Raw genomic sequence first — 15,756 nt, 5'->3', positions numbered from 1 at the left:
ACGTAGCTCTCAATACTGGTCCACGGCAGGTCTTCCGTTCTCTCACCATCGGCCTTAGGCTACTCATTGTCACACTGACAATAAATCAGGAGAGCGTCATGAATGCAGTACTGGACTGGATGAACTCGCCGGCAGCATCCCTGCTTGGAGCACCCGTCAGCTGGATCGAAGTCATCGGGTTCGTCACCGGTGCTGCCTGCGTCTACGGCGTCGCCCGGCAGAAGGCCTGGAACTGGCCCGTGGGCATCATCAACAACATCGCGTTTATGGTTCTCTTCTTCGGGGCCGGGCTCTACGGCGAGACCCTCCTGCAGGCCGTGTTCGCCGGCGTCGCCGTTTACGGGTGGTACAACTGGGTCCGCGGCGCCAAGGATACGGAGCAGAAAAGCGACCTGCCGATCCGCGACGCAAGCCGGAACGAGATTATTGCCGGTATCGCCGCCGTCGTCCTGGCCACCGTGGGGATCGCCATGATCCTCACGCACGGAACCGACTCCGAGGTTCCCTGGCCCGATGCCTTCGTCCTGGCCGCGTCGCTCCTGGCCACCTACGGACAGGCGAAGAAGATCTTCCAGCACTGGTACGTCTGGATTGCCATCGACCTCGTCAGTGTTCCGCTGTACTTCTCCCGCGGACTCAACCTCACCGCCATCCTCTACATCGGTTTCACCGCCCTCTGCGTCTACGGTCTTATCGACTGGAAGCGCACCCGCACCGCGGCCGTCCGCCCGGCTGCCGAGGCCGGAAAGATACCGGCATGAGCCTGTTTGGCCAGGGTGTCGTGATCGGCAAGTTCTATCCGCCGCACGTCGGCCACGGGCACCTCATTGCCCGGGCGTCGGAGCAGTGCACGAGGCTCGCCGTCGTCATCCTTGGCAGCCGGTTCGAAAGTATCGCCCTTGAAGACCGGGTGAAGTGGCTTGCCGCGGAGTTCGCGGAGACGAACGTAACGGTCATCGGGATGCCGAACGACTGCCCGGTGGACTACAACTCCCGGACCATCTGGAAGGCGCACAACGAGGCCTTGCGCATCGCCCTCAAGCTGAAGGGCATCACGGCCGTCGACGCCGTCTTCAGCTCCGAGGACTACGGCAGCGAACTCGCGCAGGACTTCGGTGCGGCCCACGTCATGGTGGACAGGCTCCGCACCGCCTATCCCGTCAGCGGCACCCTCTGCCGGGACGACATCGGCGCAGCCTGGCGGAACATCATCAAAGGTGCCCGGCAGGACATGGCCGTGCGCATCATCGTGGTCGGAGCCGAGTCCGCCGGCACCACCACCCTCGCCCGGGCACTGACCGAGCACTACCGGGCGAGCTTCCCCGAGCTCGTCGACGTTCCCGAATTCGGCCGCCAGTACACCTATGACAAGTTCGCCGCTCTGCAGGAAACCAAGCCCGACGCCGTCCTGTCCGACATGGTCTGGACCGCGGAGGATTTCGCCGTCATCGGTGAACGGCAGAACGAGATGGAAAACGAAGCAGCGGCGCGGTGCCCGCTGGTCATTGCCGATACGGATGTGATCGCCACTGCGCTCTTTGAACGGATCTACATCGGTGAGCAAAGCTACGGTTCCTACCATGCCGTCGAGCGGTTGCCCCGCCGCGACCTCTACCTCGTCACCGACCACGACGGCGTGCCCTTCGAGGACGACGGATGGCGCGATCCGGAGCACCCCCGGGCCGAAATGACCGAGTGGTTCAAGGAGGAGCTCACGGCAGCCGGGCATTCCTGGATCCTTGTTTCCGGCACTCCGGAGGAGCGGATATCCACGGCAACTGAGATAATCGACCTCATCATCGCCCAGCGGAACCGCTTCACCTCACCGCCCTGGGCAAAGCGGACGGTACTGACAGGAGCCTGATGGCCACCGAAGAAGAGCAGTTCCTTCAGGACTACGCGCCCAGGGAGTATCCCTCCGTTGCGCTGACCGTGGATCTGGTCGTCTTCGCCGTCAAAGGAAGCACCCTCCATGCAGCCCTCGTCCGCCGCGGAGGGCATCCCTTCAAGGGTGCCCTGGCGCTGCCCGGCGGCTTCGTGGGGCCGGATGAGGATGCCCTCACGGCTGCGTGGCGTGAGCTGCAGGAGGAAACCGGACTGGACCTGGGTGCGCACCGCGCCTACGTCGAGCAGCTCGCCACCTACAGCTCACCTGTTCGCGACCCGCGGATGCGCGTTGTGTCCGTCGCCCATCTGGCGCTGCTCGCAACCGACGGCAGCGCCCTGCCCGCGCTGAACCCGGGCACCGACACTGCAGCCGCGCAGTGGATGCCGGTATATGACGTCCTCGCCAATGAGGCGCTGGCCTTCGACCACCGCGAGATCCTCACCGCGGCCCTGGACCGCCTTGCCGGCAAGATCGAATACACCCTCACCGCAGCCAGGCTTCTGCCTGAGGAATTTGCCCTCTACCAGCTGCGCCGCGTGTACCAGGCCGTGTGGAACACCGACAAGCTCGACGCCGGGAACTTCACCCGGAAGATGACCGGCGCCCTGCGGGACACCGGACGCAAGGTCCTCCGCGGGAAGGGTGCCCCCGCAGCGGTATTCACCGTCAAGGACGAGTACCTCAGCCCGCCGATGATGCGGCCCGCGGAGGGCTGAGGCGTTTCCACCGGGGGCTGGACCCTCAGCGTCCGTCCCGCCAGGTCCGAAGCACCCCGGCAACAATAAGGGCCTGCCCCGCACAGTAGGTCAGCATGACAAGGGGATTGGTCCAGTCAGGCATCTGCTCGGGCAGGAAGATCCGGCCGGCCAGGATCGTGTCCGAGGCCAGGAACAGCAGGCCGCCGGCGGCCACCATCGGCCGGCAGCGCGCCGCCGTCGCCGCAGTGCCGGCGAGGACAATGCCGTACGCGGCCACGGCCAGGGCCAGACCGCCCAGTGCAGGCCACAGCACCACAAGCATCAGTACCCACCACAGCGGGAAGACCAGTGCCCACCGCGGGATTCGTCCGGCAGCGGCGTACCCCGCCAGGAGCCAGATATAACAGACGTGGGCCAGGCCGAAGGAGCCGAGCATTACCGGCAGTTCCGGTGCCGACGGGAAGAACGCGGCGGCGCCGTCACCGATCCAGGAGAAGAACAGGGCCGCAAGCAGCAGTGCCGCCGGCAGCATCCGGCCGGCAGGCCCGCGGACGACGCCGCGCGCGCCCCAGAGGGCGGCGACGGCAAGCAGCGGCATCAGGGTGAGTTTGGTGGGTTCGGCGATGTCGGTGGCTTCGACTGCCCGCGCCCCGACATGAACGGCAGAGGCTGCTGCGAAAGGCAGGAATCCCCACCACCACGAGCGGGGCAGGACGGTGGTCTGGCTTTGGGCGGGCGCGGCGGTCACGGCACTCCTTCGGGTCGGCTGCAGACCATCGTACGGTGCCTCCGGCGCGATGGCCGTTAGGCGCCCAGCACCCGGTCCAGATAGGCGTTCGCGAAGACCCGGCCCGGATCCAGCTGCTCCCGTACCGCCAGGAAGTCCCTGAAACGCGGGTACCGCTCCGCCAGTGCCGCCGCCTGGAGCGAATGCAGCTTGCCCCAATGCGGCCGCCCGCCGTGGGCGAGCATAAGTTCCTCGACGGCGTCGAAGTACTCGGCGAAGTCCTCCCGGTAATAGCGGTGCACGGCTATATAGGCGGTCTCCCGGCCGTAGGCGGTGGACAGCCAGCGGTCATCGGCCGCCGCCCAGCGGACCTCCACGGGAAAAGAGATCCGCCAGCGGCGCTCCTCGATCAGCTCCCGGAGGGCGGAGAAGGCCGGGCCCAGGCGGTCCGCCGGGACGGCGTACTCCATCTCCCGGAACCTCACGTTGCGCCGGGTGGTGAAGACCCGCGCCGAAGCGTCCGAATAGTCCCGGCCGCCGAGCAGCCGTGCCGCGGCGGCGTTCACGGCAGGGACAACCGCCGGTACCGCACTGCCTACGGCACAGGTACCCCGGAACACGGTGTTTGCCAGCAGGGAGTCGTTAATCCAGCGCGCAGCGGGACCGGGCGGACGGCAGCGGGCAGCACCGGGCAGGCGGGTGTTCGCCTTGGTGGCAGCGCGGTCGGTGTGCGGAAACCAGTAGAACTCAAAATGGTCGGTTGCTTTCACCCGGTCGTCCAGTCCCTCGAGCACATCCGCCAGGGGCTCGGACCGTTCTTCGGCCTGGAGCACGAATGCGGGTACGCACTGGAGGGTGACGTCGGCGATGACACCCAGGGCACCCAGTCCGAGGGCGGCGGCCGGGAGCAGGGGATCCCCGCTGCCCACGCTGAGCAGGCCGCCGTCGGGCTGGACCAGGGTCACGCCCGCCACTTGGGTGGCCATTCCGCCGAACCCGGCACCCGTTCCGTGCGTCCCGGTGGAAACTGCACCGGCGATGGACTGCCGGTCAATGTCGCCGAGGTTCGGCATTGCCAGTCCGTACGGTTCCAGCAGTGCCGGAATCCGATGCAGCCGGGTGCCGGCCCGGAGCCGCACCCGGCACCTTTCGGTGTCCACTGCGACTACTCCCTGCAGGGCACTGAGGTCCAGCTGGACGCCGTCGGTGGCGGCAATGTCGGTGAAGCTGTGGCCCGCCCCTACGGCCTTGACCCGCTGCCCGGCGCCGGCCGCGCCGGCCACGCAACGCTGCAGGCCGGCGGTATCGATCGGGCGCTCCACGCGAAGCGGTTCCGCAGTAACGTTCCGTCCCCAGTTTTCCCACCCGGCGCCCGCCGTCCTCACAGGAACGCCTTCCCCTCGCCGCGGTAGGTGGGCAACGTGTCCACGATCTTCCCGCCGTCCACGACCTGGTACTCGTTGAGGTGTTCGGCCGGCTCGCCGCTCTTGGCATGCCGGAACCAGGCGCGGTCACCGGGACGCAGCGTCCCGGCAGCCGCTCCGTGCAGGGGAGTCTGTACCTCTCCCGCCCCTTCCCGCGGGAGGAAACGCAGGCCCGCCGGCCAGACCGGACGCGGAAGGCGGCTGGCTCCCGGCGGCCCCGAGGCGATCCATCCGCCGCCCAGCACGGTGGCGGTGTCCGACGTCGGACGGCGGACGACGTCGAACGCGTAGGCGGCGGCAGGGGCCGGCGTAAACGCACGGTAGTTGTCGAACAGGTGTCCGCCGAAGAGTCCGGAACCGGCCGTAATCTCGGTGACCGCCGGGTCCGCGCGCGTGGCTTCGATGGAGCCGGTGCCGCCGCCGTTCACGAATTCGAGCGGGGCCAGATCGCGCAGCCGCCCGGCAATGAGCTGCCTGCGGCCGAGGAGCTCGGCCATGGACCGCGGCTGCAGGTGCCGCATGAGGACATTCCGCGGGCCTGCCCCGGGAACCGCGTCGCCCACGCCGGCCACCTGGGCTTCGTACATCATCAAACCCACCAGCCGGAAGCCGGGGCGGGCGGCAATCCGACGGCCCAGTCGGACGGCTTCGTCCGGGGTGTGCAGGGGAGACCGCCGGGTGCCGATGAAGCCCAGCGCCGGCGCCTGCCAGGAGGCGTCCGCATCCAGGCAGATACGCACCTCCGGGCGCTTGCCCGCCGGTGCCAGGGCATCTATCAGGTCCAGCTGGGACTCGTCGTCGACCATCAGGGTCACCCGGGCGGCCAGCCGTTCGTCGCCCAGCAGCCGGGTGAGGGCCGGCCGGTCCGTGCTGGGATATCCCACTAAAACATCCGTGCACCGCTCCGCCAGCCACAGGGCTTCGGGGAGTGTGTAACCGAAAACGCCCCGAAAACCGGGGAGCTGAAGCAGCGCCTCTATGACGCCGCGGACGCGGAGGGACTTGCTGGCAATCCGCAGGGGCATGCCGCCGGCGCGCCGGAGCAGGTCCGCAGCGTTGGACCGAAGAGCCTCCAGCCCCAGCACCGCCACCGGTGCCGGCAGTGCCGCCGTGGCCTCCGACAATGCGGGCCAATAGGTTTCGGGGGTCAGCCAGGGAGGGGACACGGGAACACCGGACGGCTCCGGTGTTCCAGGCAAGCCGGGCGGGAACAGTTGCAGAGGGGGAGCCGGAGTCCCGGCGTCGTTGCGGTTACCCATGGTGACCTCCGTTGTCTGCACCCACCCTAAACGCGGAATGCCGCACCCTCCAGCACGCAACGCTCGGCAGCCGCAGCGCAATGTCACAGACAAACACCAGCCTTCCGGGTTAGGGTGGTCACATCCGCAGAGCGAAACCGCTCGCCACGCCGACTGGGAAGTCGTACACCACCAGAAGGCCGCATGAGTTTAACCGCATCCTCCACTGCACCCGTTGAAGAAGTCCCGAGCGAAAAGAAGCCGCGCCGGAATAACGTCACCAGCACCTACTCCGGACTGCTTAAAGCCGTCCGCGACGAAGGCCTGCTGAAGCGCCGGAGCTCTTTCTACATCACCACTTTCGTGTTCCTGTGCATCGGCCTGGTTGCCGCCGCCACAGGGTCTTTCTTTATCGGGGAGAGCTGGTTCCAGCTGCTCATCGCCGCGGCGCTGGGCATACTCCTGACGCAGCTAGCGTTTATTGCGCACGAGGCCTCGCACCGCCAGGTGTTCGAATCGGGGCCGGCTAATGACCGGGCCGGTAAGTTCGTGGCAAACGCCGTCGTCGGCATCAGTTACCAGTGGTGGATGAACAAGCACAGCCGGCACCATGCCAACCCCAACACGGTGGGCAAGGACCCGGACATCGACATGGACACCATCTCCTTCCTTCCGGAGCAGGCGGCACGGCAGAAGGGCTTCATGGCCTGGTTTGCACGCCGCCAGGGATGGCTGTTCTTCCCGCTGCTGATGCTGGAGGGCATCAACCTGCATGCGACGTCCATCAAGCACCTGTTCGCGAACAAGCAGGTCAAGGGACGCATCTCCGAACTGGTCATGGTCTTCACCCGTCTGGGCCTGTACCTGGCTGCCGTGTTCTTCTTCCTGCCGGTGGGAATGGCCTTCGCCTTCATCGGCGTGCAGCTTGCAGTTTTCGGTGTCTACATGGGTGCTTCGTTCGCCCCGAACCACAAGGGCATGCCGATTCTCCCCAGGGACTCCAAGGTCGATTTCCTTAGCCGCCAGGTTCTGACTTCGCGGAACATCGTGGGCCGCGGCATGAACACCCTGATGGGTGGACTGAACTACCAGGTGGAGCACCACCTGTTCCCGAGCATGCCCCGGCCGTCGCTGGCCCGGGCCAGCGAACTGGTGAAGGAACACTGCTCCAAGCACTCCATCCCCTACACCGAGACCACGCTCGTGCAGTCCTACGCCATTGTGGTCCGGTACCTCAACGAGGTGGGGCTCTCCGCCCGGGATCCGTTCGACTGCCCGGTCCGGTCAAAGTACCGCATCTAGCGTGCTGATCCGCCGGAGCAACGGCAAATACCTGCGATCGAAGCATCTGACAGACTAGGAATATGACAAAAAACCCCGCAGACCGTCCGGCGGACAAAACTCCGGTGGCCCACCTCGGCATGCGCATGGAGGATTCCCTGCATGCATGGCGCGATGAACGTGCCCGGAAGCGGGGGGACGTGCAGATAGTCCTTCCCTTCACCGGATACGGCTCCACGGAATGGGTGCGCGTACTTGGCCGGGTCATCCTGGCCAAGCCCGGTTATTTTGACGGCGCTGAAAAGTCGATGGCGTCCAAGGCGATCGCCGACGGCATCCGCGGCTGGCGGAACTTCATGAGCCCGCCGGTCAACAAAGCCACGGTCACCGTGGTTGTGGGCGACCAGAAGCATGTGGTCACCGCGGACCGGGGAGGAGTGGTTGACGCCGTCCTTCCTGCGGATCTTGCTCCGGGCTGGACTACCGTCCTGCTTCGTTCCGAAGACGGCGAGGAAACCACCGCGCCGATCTACGTGGTGGATCCGGCCGCCGAGGTAGGCGTGGTGTCGGACATTGACGACACCATCATGGTCACCGCACTTCCACGGCCGATGCTGGCAGCCTGGAACACCTTTGTCCTCGATGAGCACGCCCGTACGCCCACACCGGGAATGGCGGTGATGATGGACCGCCTGGCACGGGAAAACCCCGTGGGCCCGGTGCTCTACCTCTCGACCGGCGCCTGGAACGTCGCCGCTACGCTGACCAGGTTCATTACCCGCAACCTGTATCCGGCCGGTCCGCTGCTGCTGACCGACTGGGGTCCCACCACGGACCGCTGGTTCCGCAGCGGCCAGGCGCACAAGCGCAGCCAGCTGGAACGGCTGGCCCAGGAATTCCCGGACATCAAGTGGCTGCTGATCGGCGATAACGGCCAGCATGACGAAGAGATTTACGCCGACTTCGCCCAGCGCCACCCGGAAAACGTCCGGGCCATTGCCATCCGCCAGCTGTCGGCCGGCGAAGCGGTGCTGGCCGGCGGACGGACGGGCAAGCCGGGGGAGACCCCCGTGGACGTCCCCTGGATCTACGCGCCCGACGGCGCCGGGATGGCCCGTCAGCTCGCGGAGCTCGGGCTGCTGACCGACGAGGGGTAGTTTTCCCGCTTTCGAGAACCGGCTCGTGCCCTGGGAGGTCCCAGGGCACGAGCCGGTTTGCGGTTTAGGGCAGTTCCGCCTCAGTGATCGTTACTCCCCAAGGAACGCCTTCGGTGCCGTGTACGTCCACATCGAGCACCCCTGCGGCGGGCCTGATGTCCACGGTAAGCGAATGGTTGTTCGCATCCGGCCCGCATGAGAGCTCCATTGGTCCTACCCTGGCCAGCTCGATGGTCATGGTGCCGGTCTGGGCGCAGGCTGCCTGCAGAGTGACGGCCTCGGCCTCGGTCTTGAGACCGCGGACGGCGCGGACGCCGCCGTTCCGGCTATTGGTCTGGACGACCAGGACGGCTGCGCCCGGATCCGGCGCTGCGACCGGGAGCGCGGACTCGGACGGGTCGGCTCCCGGGCTCTGGCTTGCCGGGGTCTCCGAGACAGCGGAGCCTTCCGCCGTATCTGCTGTTGAACAACCCGACAAGGATATAGCGGCAAGTGAGAATACGGCTAATGCCGGCAGTGCAATTCTGCGTTTTTTCATTAACATTGGTTCCCCTTTTTAGTGGGGAGGCCCTCCATGTTGTCTAACCCGATTTCCGGGCGGCTGACCCCTACGGATGGTGCTTTATGAATCGCAGTTCAATCTGTGTTTACATTTCGAAGTCTTGCTTTTCCGCCGGGCAGTGTCAATAAGAAGACGCGTTCCCGGAGGGCCCGCCAGCCCTTGGATGCCCTTTATTTCAGGCTTTTTGGGGAATGCAATTAATTTCCTGAAACCGGCTTCCAGGGGGTAATTTCCCGTGTACTAGCTCTGCGGATTCAGGGCCGGGCGAAGGACATCGTAAGCCCACGCCGCCAGGGCGGTGGGGGTGGAGGTCACCAGGCTGCGGGGGTCTTCCGGGGTGAAGTCCAGCTGGCCGCGCGACATCCCCAGGATCCCCTCGATCCTGGCCTCCGTTAGTCCGGCCCCGCGCAGCATGCCGGCATACTCCGTCTCGGATATCTGCAGTGCGGCCAGCGGGCGGCCGACGGCGGCACCCACAACCGCGGCAACCTCACGGAACGAGAGGTCCTGCGGGCCGAGAACCCCGAGGGTGCGCCTGCCGTGCCAGTCCGTGGCCAGCAGCCGCCCGGCCGCAACGTCCCCGATGTCCCGCGGATCGACCCACGGCATCCGGTGCTCGACGGGCAGGATGGTGGTCAGCACGCCGGCGCGCACGGAGTCCAGATCAGCGAGCAGGTTCGTGAAGAAATAGCCGCAGCGCAGGTGCGTCACGTGCGCGCCCGTACCGTTCAGCAGTACTTCCGTGCGGGCCAGGCCGTCCACTTCACCGAACCCGCTGCGGACCTCGGCCCCCACACTGCTCTGGAACACCACGCGCGGAACGGCATTGGCGGTCACCGCTGCGGCGGCCGTCTCCCCGAACCGCTCATAGCCGTCCAGCGGGTCGTCGTCATCACTGGGCGGATCCACCCAGTACAGGGCATCGGCGCCGAAGGTGGCACGCAGGACGGCGTCCTCATCGTCCTGGTTGCCCTCCACCACATCGCAGAACCCCCGGAGCCCGGGCTCCAGCCGGGAGGCGTCGCGCAGCAGGGCCGTCGGCCGGACGCCTGCCTGGATGAGCAGCCTTAAGACCCGGGAACCAACGTGCCCCGTGGGCGTGGTAACGACAATTTTCACGGCGCTGTCCCTTGTCCGGCGTCATCCTTCGTGCGGCGCGGCCTGGTTGCGGTCCCTGCTGCGGGGGAGTCTAACCGTCCGCCCGCGCTGCAGGAAAGGGCGGCGCGGACCTAGGCGTCGCCGTCGGACTCCGTGTTGATGATCCGCAGGATGCGGCGCAGGTCCATGGCCAGGGCGGCCGTCGCATCCACGGGGCTGTCGGCCGAGCCCGAGGTGTTGACCAGGCGCACCAGCTCCACGAGCGCCTGGGTTGCCGTGGAGTGCTCCTCGCTTTCGGGATCCCAGGCCTCCACCGCTTCGGCACAGCCGTTTACTGCCTTGGCCAGGGGTACGGTCAGGGCGGCCGGGACAGCGACGTTCTGCGGATTCCGCCAGATGGCGTCGGTGAGGACTTCGGTCATGTCCTTCACATGCCGGGTGGCGCGTTCCATGGCCCGCAGCGCCCGGTAGTCGGCAGTGAAATCACGGCTGTACTTGCGGCTGCGGATGTTTCCGTGCCGGCTGGTGTCCGCCAGCTCCACGGCTTCCCGGACCTCCTTGGTCAGGGTATCCAGTTCGCTCTCGCGCTGGGACCAGTCCTCGTGTTTGGGCGGCCAGGTTTCCTCCAGCGCCGTTCCCATGTCCCGCAGTTGCCGTGCCAGCGATTTCCGCAGTGTGACCAGCCCGTTGACGGCGCCGTTCAGGTGCAGGGGCGGGAAGACGAGGGCGTTGACGCCCAGCCCGACAACGACACCAACCAGCATCTGCACGCCGTAGCCGAACGAATAGCCGTCCGGATCATCACCGCCCAGGAGCAGCACGAACAGCGCAGCCATCGGCACGTATTCCCGGCCGGACGCCCCCAGGAAGTTCAACCCGCCGAGCAGCACGCCAATGCCGACGATCACGGAAATGGTCCAGACATTCGGGGTGCCGATCAGCAGGGCCCCCAGCGCCAAAAGCATGCCGGTCACCAGGCCCGCCAGGGTTTCCATGCCGGTGCGGAAGGAACCGGAGACGGTGGGGTACATGCTGACAATGGCACCCAGCGGAGCGTAATACGGGTACTGCGAAGCCACCCCCGGCACGTGCGGGGCAAGTGTCCAGGCGATGCCGACAGCGAGGGTGGCCTTGAAGGCGAGCTGGAAGCGGGTGACGCGCAGGACTCCGGTCACCCGGTTGGTAACGGCACTCAATGACCGTTTGGAGATGGTTTTTTCGCCAGTGGTCATGTTTCGAGTATGGCCCGGGCCTAACTCAGGAAACGACTTTTCAGCCCTGCCGGGCACCGGATGTGGGGAGCGGCACTATGCTCCGGCGGCCCAGCACATCGGCCAGCCGGTCCAGGAACAGCCGGACCTGCACGTTTTGTTCATGGATCAGCAGGGCGAAGATGCTACGGGCCAGCCGGATTTCGGGGACATCCAGCACCACGGTGCCGGCCGGCCGGTTCAGCATCGCCAGTTCGGGCACCAGCGCCGCGCCAAGGCCGGCGGAAGCCATGGCCAGGCTGGCGTTGAAGTCATCGCAGTACGCGGCCACCTGCGGGTGGAGGCTGCAGCTGGCGAAGAGCCGCTCGATCACCAGGGCATCGGGGGTGCCTGGATGATGCATGATCCAGGGCATCCCCGCCAGCTGCTCGGCGGACATCTCGGCGCCGCTGCGGATGCCCCAGGACTCGGGCAGCACCACACGGAAATTATCGTCGCCCAGCCAGCGGCGGCTGATGGAGGACGGCCAGGCCAGTCCGCCCTGGCCCACCTGGTACACCAGTGCGACGTCGAGGTTCCCTCCCGTGCGAAGCCCCTGGATGGTCTGTGCCGGTTCGGCGACGGAAAGCAGCAGGTCAATTCCCAGATCCCGCCACTGGGGCGACGCCAGCAGTTCCGGCAGGGCGAAGGTGGCCAGGCTGGGGAAGATGCCCAGGCGCAGCACCTCTGAGCTGCCCGGTCCGGGACGGGCCGCGGCCGCCAGGAGGGCATCCATGTCGGTGAGCACCTTGACGGCGTGCCGGGCCATGACGACGGCGGCTTCCGTGGGCGAGGCGGTGCGGGCGGAACGCTCGAACAGGCGCGCACCGGTGTCCTTCTCCAGGGCGGACATCTGCTGGGACACGGCCGAGGCCGTGTAGCCCAGCCGCAGGGCGGCTCCGGCAAACGACCCGGTGCGGAGAACCTCCAGCAGCGTCTTCAGGTGCACGGGGTTGACCATTCCGGCACCCTCCTTCCTCGCCCCTGCGGGGCCGACCACAATATCTAGTGTTGGCGGGTACTAGACCCGACACGCCCACGGTACGCGACACGCTTGAATCTTGCCTGCCTCGTCACATGTGCATCGCGTTCTGCACAGGCTGTGGAGAACCCTTGCCGGCCCGCTGGAATCCCGCCTATTTACGCGGCATGCCCTGTGCACAAACTGTGGACGGCGGCCCCCTGTAATGACATACTTGTAATACATCATGTAGGGGTTCCACCTTGAGGGGCGCACTAGATGTAGTGTCTGGGCATGGAACTGGATGTAGTATCTAGGAACAGACTTCGAGAGCTTCACCAAGCTCCACAAGCAACTTTTTGAACACAACGAACGACCAGTATCGCCAGCTTCATCAGGCACCATCCAGCAGCACAGAACAGACTTCACGCTTCACTAGGGGAGACCACGCCATGACCGTTACGGTTTACACCAAGCCCGCCTGCGTACAGTGCAACGCCACTTACCGCGCCCTCGACAAGAAGGGCATTGTGTACCAGAGCGTGGACATGTCGCAGGACCCCGAGGCCCTCGAGCGCGTCCGTGCCATGGGCTACATGCAGGCCCCCGTTGTCGTCACCGAGCAGGACTCCTGGTCCGGCTTCCGGCCCGACAAGATCGAAGAGCTGGCCCAGGCGCAGGTTTCCTCCGTAGCCTAGGGAGCCGCCGGGCCCCGTCCGGCTTTCCCGCCGCAGCACCTCGCATCACGCACCACCCGCGCAATACCCGTCAGGAGCGCAGCAACCATGGCACTGGGGATGGCAGACCAAGCCGGCTTTGCGCCGGCATCGGCATCCGCAGGGGATGGACAACCGGAAACGGACGCCTCCCTGATCTACTTCTCCTCAGCCTCCGGGTATACCCGCCGTTTTGTGGAAAAGCTCGGGATTTTCGCGGCGGCTCTTCCGCTCCACACCTCCCAGCCCACACTGCTGGCCACCCGGCCCTACGTACTGCTGCTTCCCACCTACGGTGGAACGGCTGCATCACCGGGGGCCGCAGCCCGGGGCGCCGTTCCCAAGCAGGTCATCAAGTTCCTGAACAACGAGCGCAACCGCTCCTTGATCCGGGGTGTGATCGGGGCGGGCAACACAAACTTCGGGGACTCCTATTGCCTCGCGGCGGACATCATCGCCGTGAAGTGCCAGGTCCCCGTGCTGTATCGATTTGAACTCATGGGCACGTCCGAGGACGTCGCCAAGGTTAACGAAGGATTGGAAAAGTTTTGGACACATCAGTCGCAGAAGCCGGCATGACGGACTCCAAGGAGCTCCCGGAGGCTTACAAGGACCTGGGCTACCACGAGCTCAACGCCATGCTGAACCTGTACGGCAAGAACGGAGAGATCCAGTTCGACGCCGACCGCGCTGCTGCGCGCCAGTACTTCCTCCAGCACGTTAACAACAACACGGTCTTCTTCCATGACCTGGAAGAGAAGCTGGAATACCTGGTCAAGAACGAGTACTACGAGCCGGAAACGCTCGACCAGTACTCCATGACCTTCATCAAGGAGCTGTACACCCGCGCCTACAAGAAGAAGTTCCGCTTCGAAACCTTCCTCGGCGCGTTCAAGTTCTACACCTCGTACACGCTGAAGACCTTCGACGGTAAGCGTTACCTGGAGCGCTACGAAGACCGTGTCTGCATGGTTGCCCTGCACCTGGCCCGCGGCGACGAGCAGCTCGCCACGCAGATGGTGGACGAAATCATCGAGGGCCGCTTCCAGCCGGCCACCCCCACGTTCCTCAACGCCGGCAAGGCCCAGCGCGGCGAGCTCGTCTCCTGCTTCCTGCTGCGCATCGAAGACAACATGGAGTCCATCGGCCGCTCCATCAACTCCGCGCTGCAGCTCTCCAAGCGCGGCGGCGGCGTCGCCTTTGCACTGACCAACATCCGCGAGGTCGGCGCGCCGATCAAGCAGATCGAGAACCAGTCCTCCGGCGTCATCCCCGTGATGAAGCTCCTTGAGGACAGCTTCTCCTACGCGAACCAGCTCGGTGCCCGCCAGGGTGCCGGTGCCGTGTACCTGCACGCCCACCACCCGGACATCAACCGGTTCCTCGACACCAAGCGCGAGAACGCCGACGAGAAGATCCGCATCAAGACCCTTTCCCTCGGCGTCGTCGTCCCGGACATCACCTTCGACCTGGCCAAGCGCGACGAGGACATGTACCTGTTCTCGCCGTACGACGTCGAGAAGGTCTACGGCATGCCGTTCTCCGACATCTCGGTCACCGAGAAGTACTACGAGATGGTGGACGATTCCCGGATCAAGAAGACCAAGATCCGTGCCCGCGAGTTCTTCCAGACCCTTGCCGAGATCCAGTTCGAGTCCGGCTACCCGTACATCATGTTCGAGGACACGGTGAACCGGGAGAACCCGATCGACGGCAAGATCATCATGTCCAACCTGTGCTCGGAAATCCTCCAGGTTTCCCAGCCCACCACGTACAACGATGACCTGTCCTACGACGAGACCGGCAAGGACATCTCCTGCAACCTCGGCTCGCTGAACATTGCCAAGACCATGGACTCGCCGGACTTCGGCCGGACCATCGAGACGGCTATCCGTGCGCTGACCGCCGTTTCGGACATGAGCCACATCGGCTCCGTTCCGTCCATTGCCAAGGGCAATGACATGTCGCATGCCATCGGCCTGGGCCAGATGAACCTGCACGGCTACCTGGCACGCGAGCGGGTCTATTACGGTTCCGAAGAAGGCATCGACTTCACGAACATGTACTTCTACACGGTGGTCTACCACGCCGTGCGGGCGTCGAACCTGCTGGCCATCGAGACCGGCCGCAAGTTCGCCGGCTTCGAGCGCTCCAAGTACGCCACGGGGGAGTACTTCGACAAGTACACCAACCAGGAATGGGCACCGCAGACGCAGCGTGTCCGCGAACTGTTCGACGGCGTGCACATCCCCACCCAGGCTGACTGGGAGGCGCTGAAGGCTTCGGTCATGGAACACGGCATCTACAACCAGAACCTGCAGGCCGTGCCGCCCACCGGCTCGATCTCCTACATCAACAACTCCACCTCCTCCATCCACCCGGTGGCGTCGAAGATCGAGATCCGCAAGGAAGGCAAGCTGGGACGCGTCTACTACCCGGCTCCGTACCTGACCAACGACAACCTGGAGTACTACCAGGATGCGTACGAGATCGGCTACGAGAAGATCATCGACACCTACGCCGCTGCGACGCAGCACGTGGACCAGGGCCTGTCCCTGACGTTGTTCTTCAAGGACACCGCAACCACCCGCGACATCAACAAGGCGCAGATCTACGCCTGGCGCAAGGGCATCAAGACCATCTACTACATCCGCCTGCGCCAGCTCGCGCTGGAAGGCACCGAGGTTGAGGGCTGCGTTTCCTGCATGCTGTAAGGCTGCCGCTTTCCGCACCCCCTTCCCCGAACTTTTGAAGAC

15 protein-coding genes are annotated in these 15,756 nt (G+C 65.4%); 8 read left to right on the top strand and 7 right to left on the bottom strand.

All coding sequences use genetic code 11. From position 1 onward, the window contains the following. Positions 1-98 precede the first annotated feature (98 nt). Genes pnuC through N2L00_RS09630 form a run of 3 tightly spaced genes read left to right on the top strand, consistent with a single transcriptional unit; the run spans position 99 to position 2,604 of the window. Entirely contained in the window at positions 99-761 is a 663-nt protein-coding gene (gene pnuC, locus N2L00_RS09640) for a nicotinamide riboside transporter PnuC (protein WP_255766434.1), read from the top strand. Next, positions 758-1,864, top strand: coding sequence for an AAA family ATPase (locus N2L00_RS09635; RefSeq protein WP_255862899.1), 1,107 nt, complete (start codon positions 758-760; stop codon positions 1,862-1,864). The genes pnuC and N2L00_RS09635 overlap by 4 nt, the downstream gene beginning before the upstream one ends. Beyond that, on the top strand, positions 1,864-2,604 hold the full coding sequence (locus N2L00_RS09630; protein ID WP_255766432.1) for an NUDIX domain-containing protein: 741 nt from the start codon (positions 1,864-1,866) through the stop codon (positions 2,602-2,604). Before N2L00_RS09635 ends, N2L00_RS09630 begins: the two co-directional genes overlap by 1 nt. Before the next feature lie 25 nt (positions 2,605-2,629). Here the strand turns inward: N2L00_RS09630 and N2L00_RS09625 are convergent, their stop codons facing one another. The 3 genes from N2L00_RS09625 to N2L00_RS09615 are packed head-to-tail and all read right to left on the bottom strand — an operon-like array spanning position 2,630 to position 5,903. Then, positions 2,630-3,334 carry a lysoplasmalogenase gene (locus N2L00_RS09625; protein WP_255766431.1) on the bottom strand — a complete coding sequence of 235 codons (705 nt, stop codon included), beginning with the start codon at positions 3,332-3,334 and terminating at the stop codon, positions 2,630-2,632. A gap of 56 nt (positions 3,335-3,390) precedes the next feature. After that, positions 3,391-4,698, bottom strand: a complete 1,308-nt coding sequence (locus tag N2L00_RS09620) for a D-arabinono-1,4-lactone oxidase (protein ID WP_255862901.1) — start codon at positions 4,696-4,698, stop codon at positions 3,391-3,393. Next, entirely contained in the window at positions 4,695-5,903 is a 1,209-nt protein-coding gene (locus N2L00_RS09615) for an amino acid deaminase/aldolase (RefSeq protein WP_255862902.1), read from the bottom strand. Before N2L00_RS09615 ends, N2L00_RS09620 begins: the two co-directional genes overlap by 4 nt. A 276-nt stretch (positions 5,904-6,179) precedes the next feature. Between N2L00_RS09615 and N2L00_RS09610 the strand changes: the two genes are divergently transcribed. Both N2L00_RS09610 and N2L00_RS09605 read left to right on the top strand, forming a co-directional pair. Further along, positions 6,180-7,277 (top strand): acyl-CoA desaturase, encoded by a 1,098-nt coding sequence (locus tag N2L00_RS09610; protein WP_227921104.1) that lies wholly within the window; start codon positions 6,180-6,182, stop codon positions 7,275-7,277. Between the two features lie 62 nt (positions 7,278-7,339). Then, entirely contained in the window at positions 7,340-8,413 is a 1,074-nt protein-coding gene (locus N2L00_RS09605) for an App1 family protein (protein ID WP_255766428.1), read from the top strand. A gap of 64 nt (positions 8,414-8,477) precedes the next feature. Here the strand turns inward: N2L00_RS09605 and N2L00_RS09600 are convergent, their stop codons facing one another. From N2L00_RS09600 to N2L00_RS09585, 4 genes are all read right to left on the bottom strand, one after another. Continuing rightward, on the bottom strand, positions 8,478-8,891 hold the full coding sequence (locus tag N2L00_RS09600) for a hypothetical protein (protein WP_255862903.1): 414 nt from the start codon (positions 8,889-8,891) through the stop codon (positions 8,478-8,480). 324 nt (positions 8,892-9,215) lie between these two features. Next, a complete protein-coding gene (locus tag N2L00_RS09595) occupies positions 9,216-10,094 on the bottom strand; it encodes an NAD(P)H-binding protein (RefSeq protein WP_255862904.1) in 879 nt (292 codons plus the stop codon). Positions 10,095-10,204: 110 nt separating this feature from the next. Further along, positions 10,205-11,305, bottom strand: coding sequence for an aromatic acid exporter family protein (locus N2L00_RS09590; RefSeq protein WP_255862905.1), 1,101 nt, complete (start codon positions 11,303-11,305; stop codon positions 10,205-10,207). Between the two features lie 40 nt (positions 11,306-11,345). Beyond that, entirely contained in the window at positions 11,346-12,284 is a 939-nt protein-coding gene (locus N2L00_RS09585) for a LysR family transcriptional regulator (RefSeq protein WP_255766424.1), read from the bottom strand. A gap of 452 nt (positions 12,285-12,736) precedes the next feature. Here N2L00_RS09585 and nrdH point away from each other — a divergent pair, with 452 nt between their 5' ends. The 3 genes from nrdH (at position 12,737) to nrdE (ending at position 15,714) form a co-directional block, all read left to right on the top strand. Continuing rightward, positions 12,737-12,982, top strand: coding sequence for a glutaredoxin-like protein NrdH (nrdH, locus tag N2L00_RS09580; RefSeq protein ID WP_146361766.1), 246 nt, complete (start codon positions 12,737-12,739; stop codon positions 12,980-12,982). A 99-nt stretch (positions 12,983-13,081) separates the two neighbouring features. Further along, entirely contained in the window at positions 13,082-13,579 is a 498-nt protein-coding gene (gene nrdI, locus N2L00_RS09575) for a class Ib ribonucleoside-diphosphate reductase assembly flavoprotein NrdI (RefSeq protein ID WP_255766423.1), read from the top strand. Beyond that, a complete protein-coding gene (gene nrdE, locus N2L00_RS09570) occupies positions 13,576-15,714 on the top strand; it encodes a class 1b ribonucleoside-diphosphate reductase subunit alpha (protein WP_255863299.1) in 2,139 nt (712 codons plus the stop codon). Before nrdI ends, nrdE begins: the two co-directional genes overlap by 4 nt. Positions 15,715-15,756 lie beyond the last annotated feature (42 nt).

Source organism: Arthrobacter sp. zg-Y1171, assembly GCF_025244845.1.
Classification (GTDB): Bacteria; Actinomycetota; Actinomycetes; order Actinomycetales; family Micrococcaceae; genus Arthrobacter_B.
The sequence above is the reverse complement of the archived record's forward strand: the minus strand, read 5'-3'. Positions and strand labels throughout refer to the sequence as shown.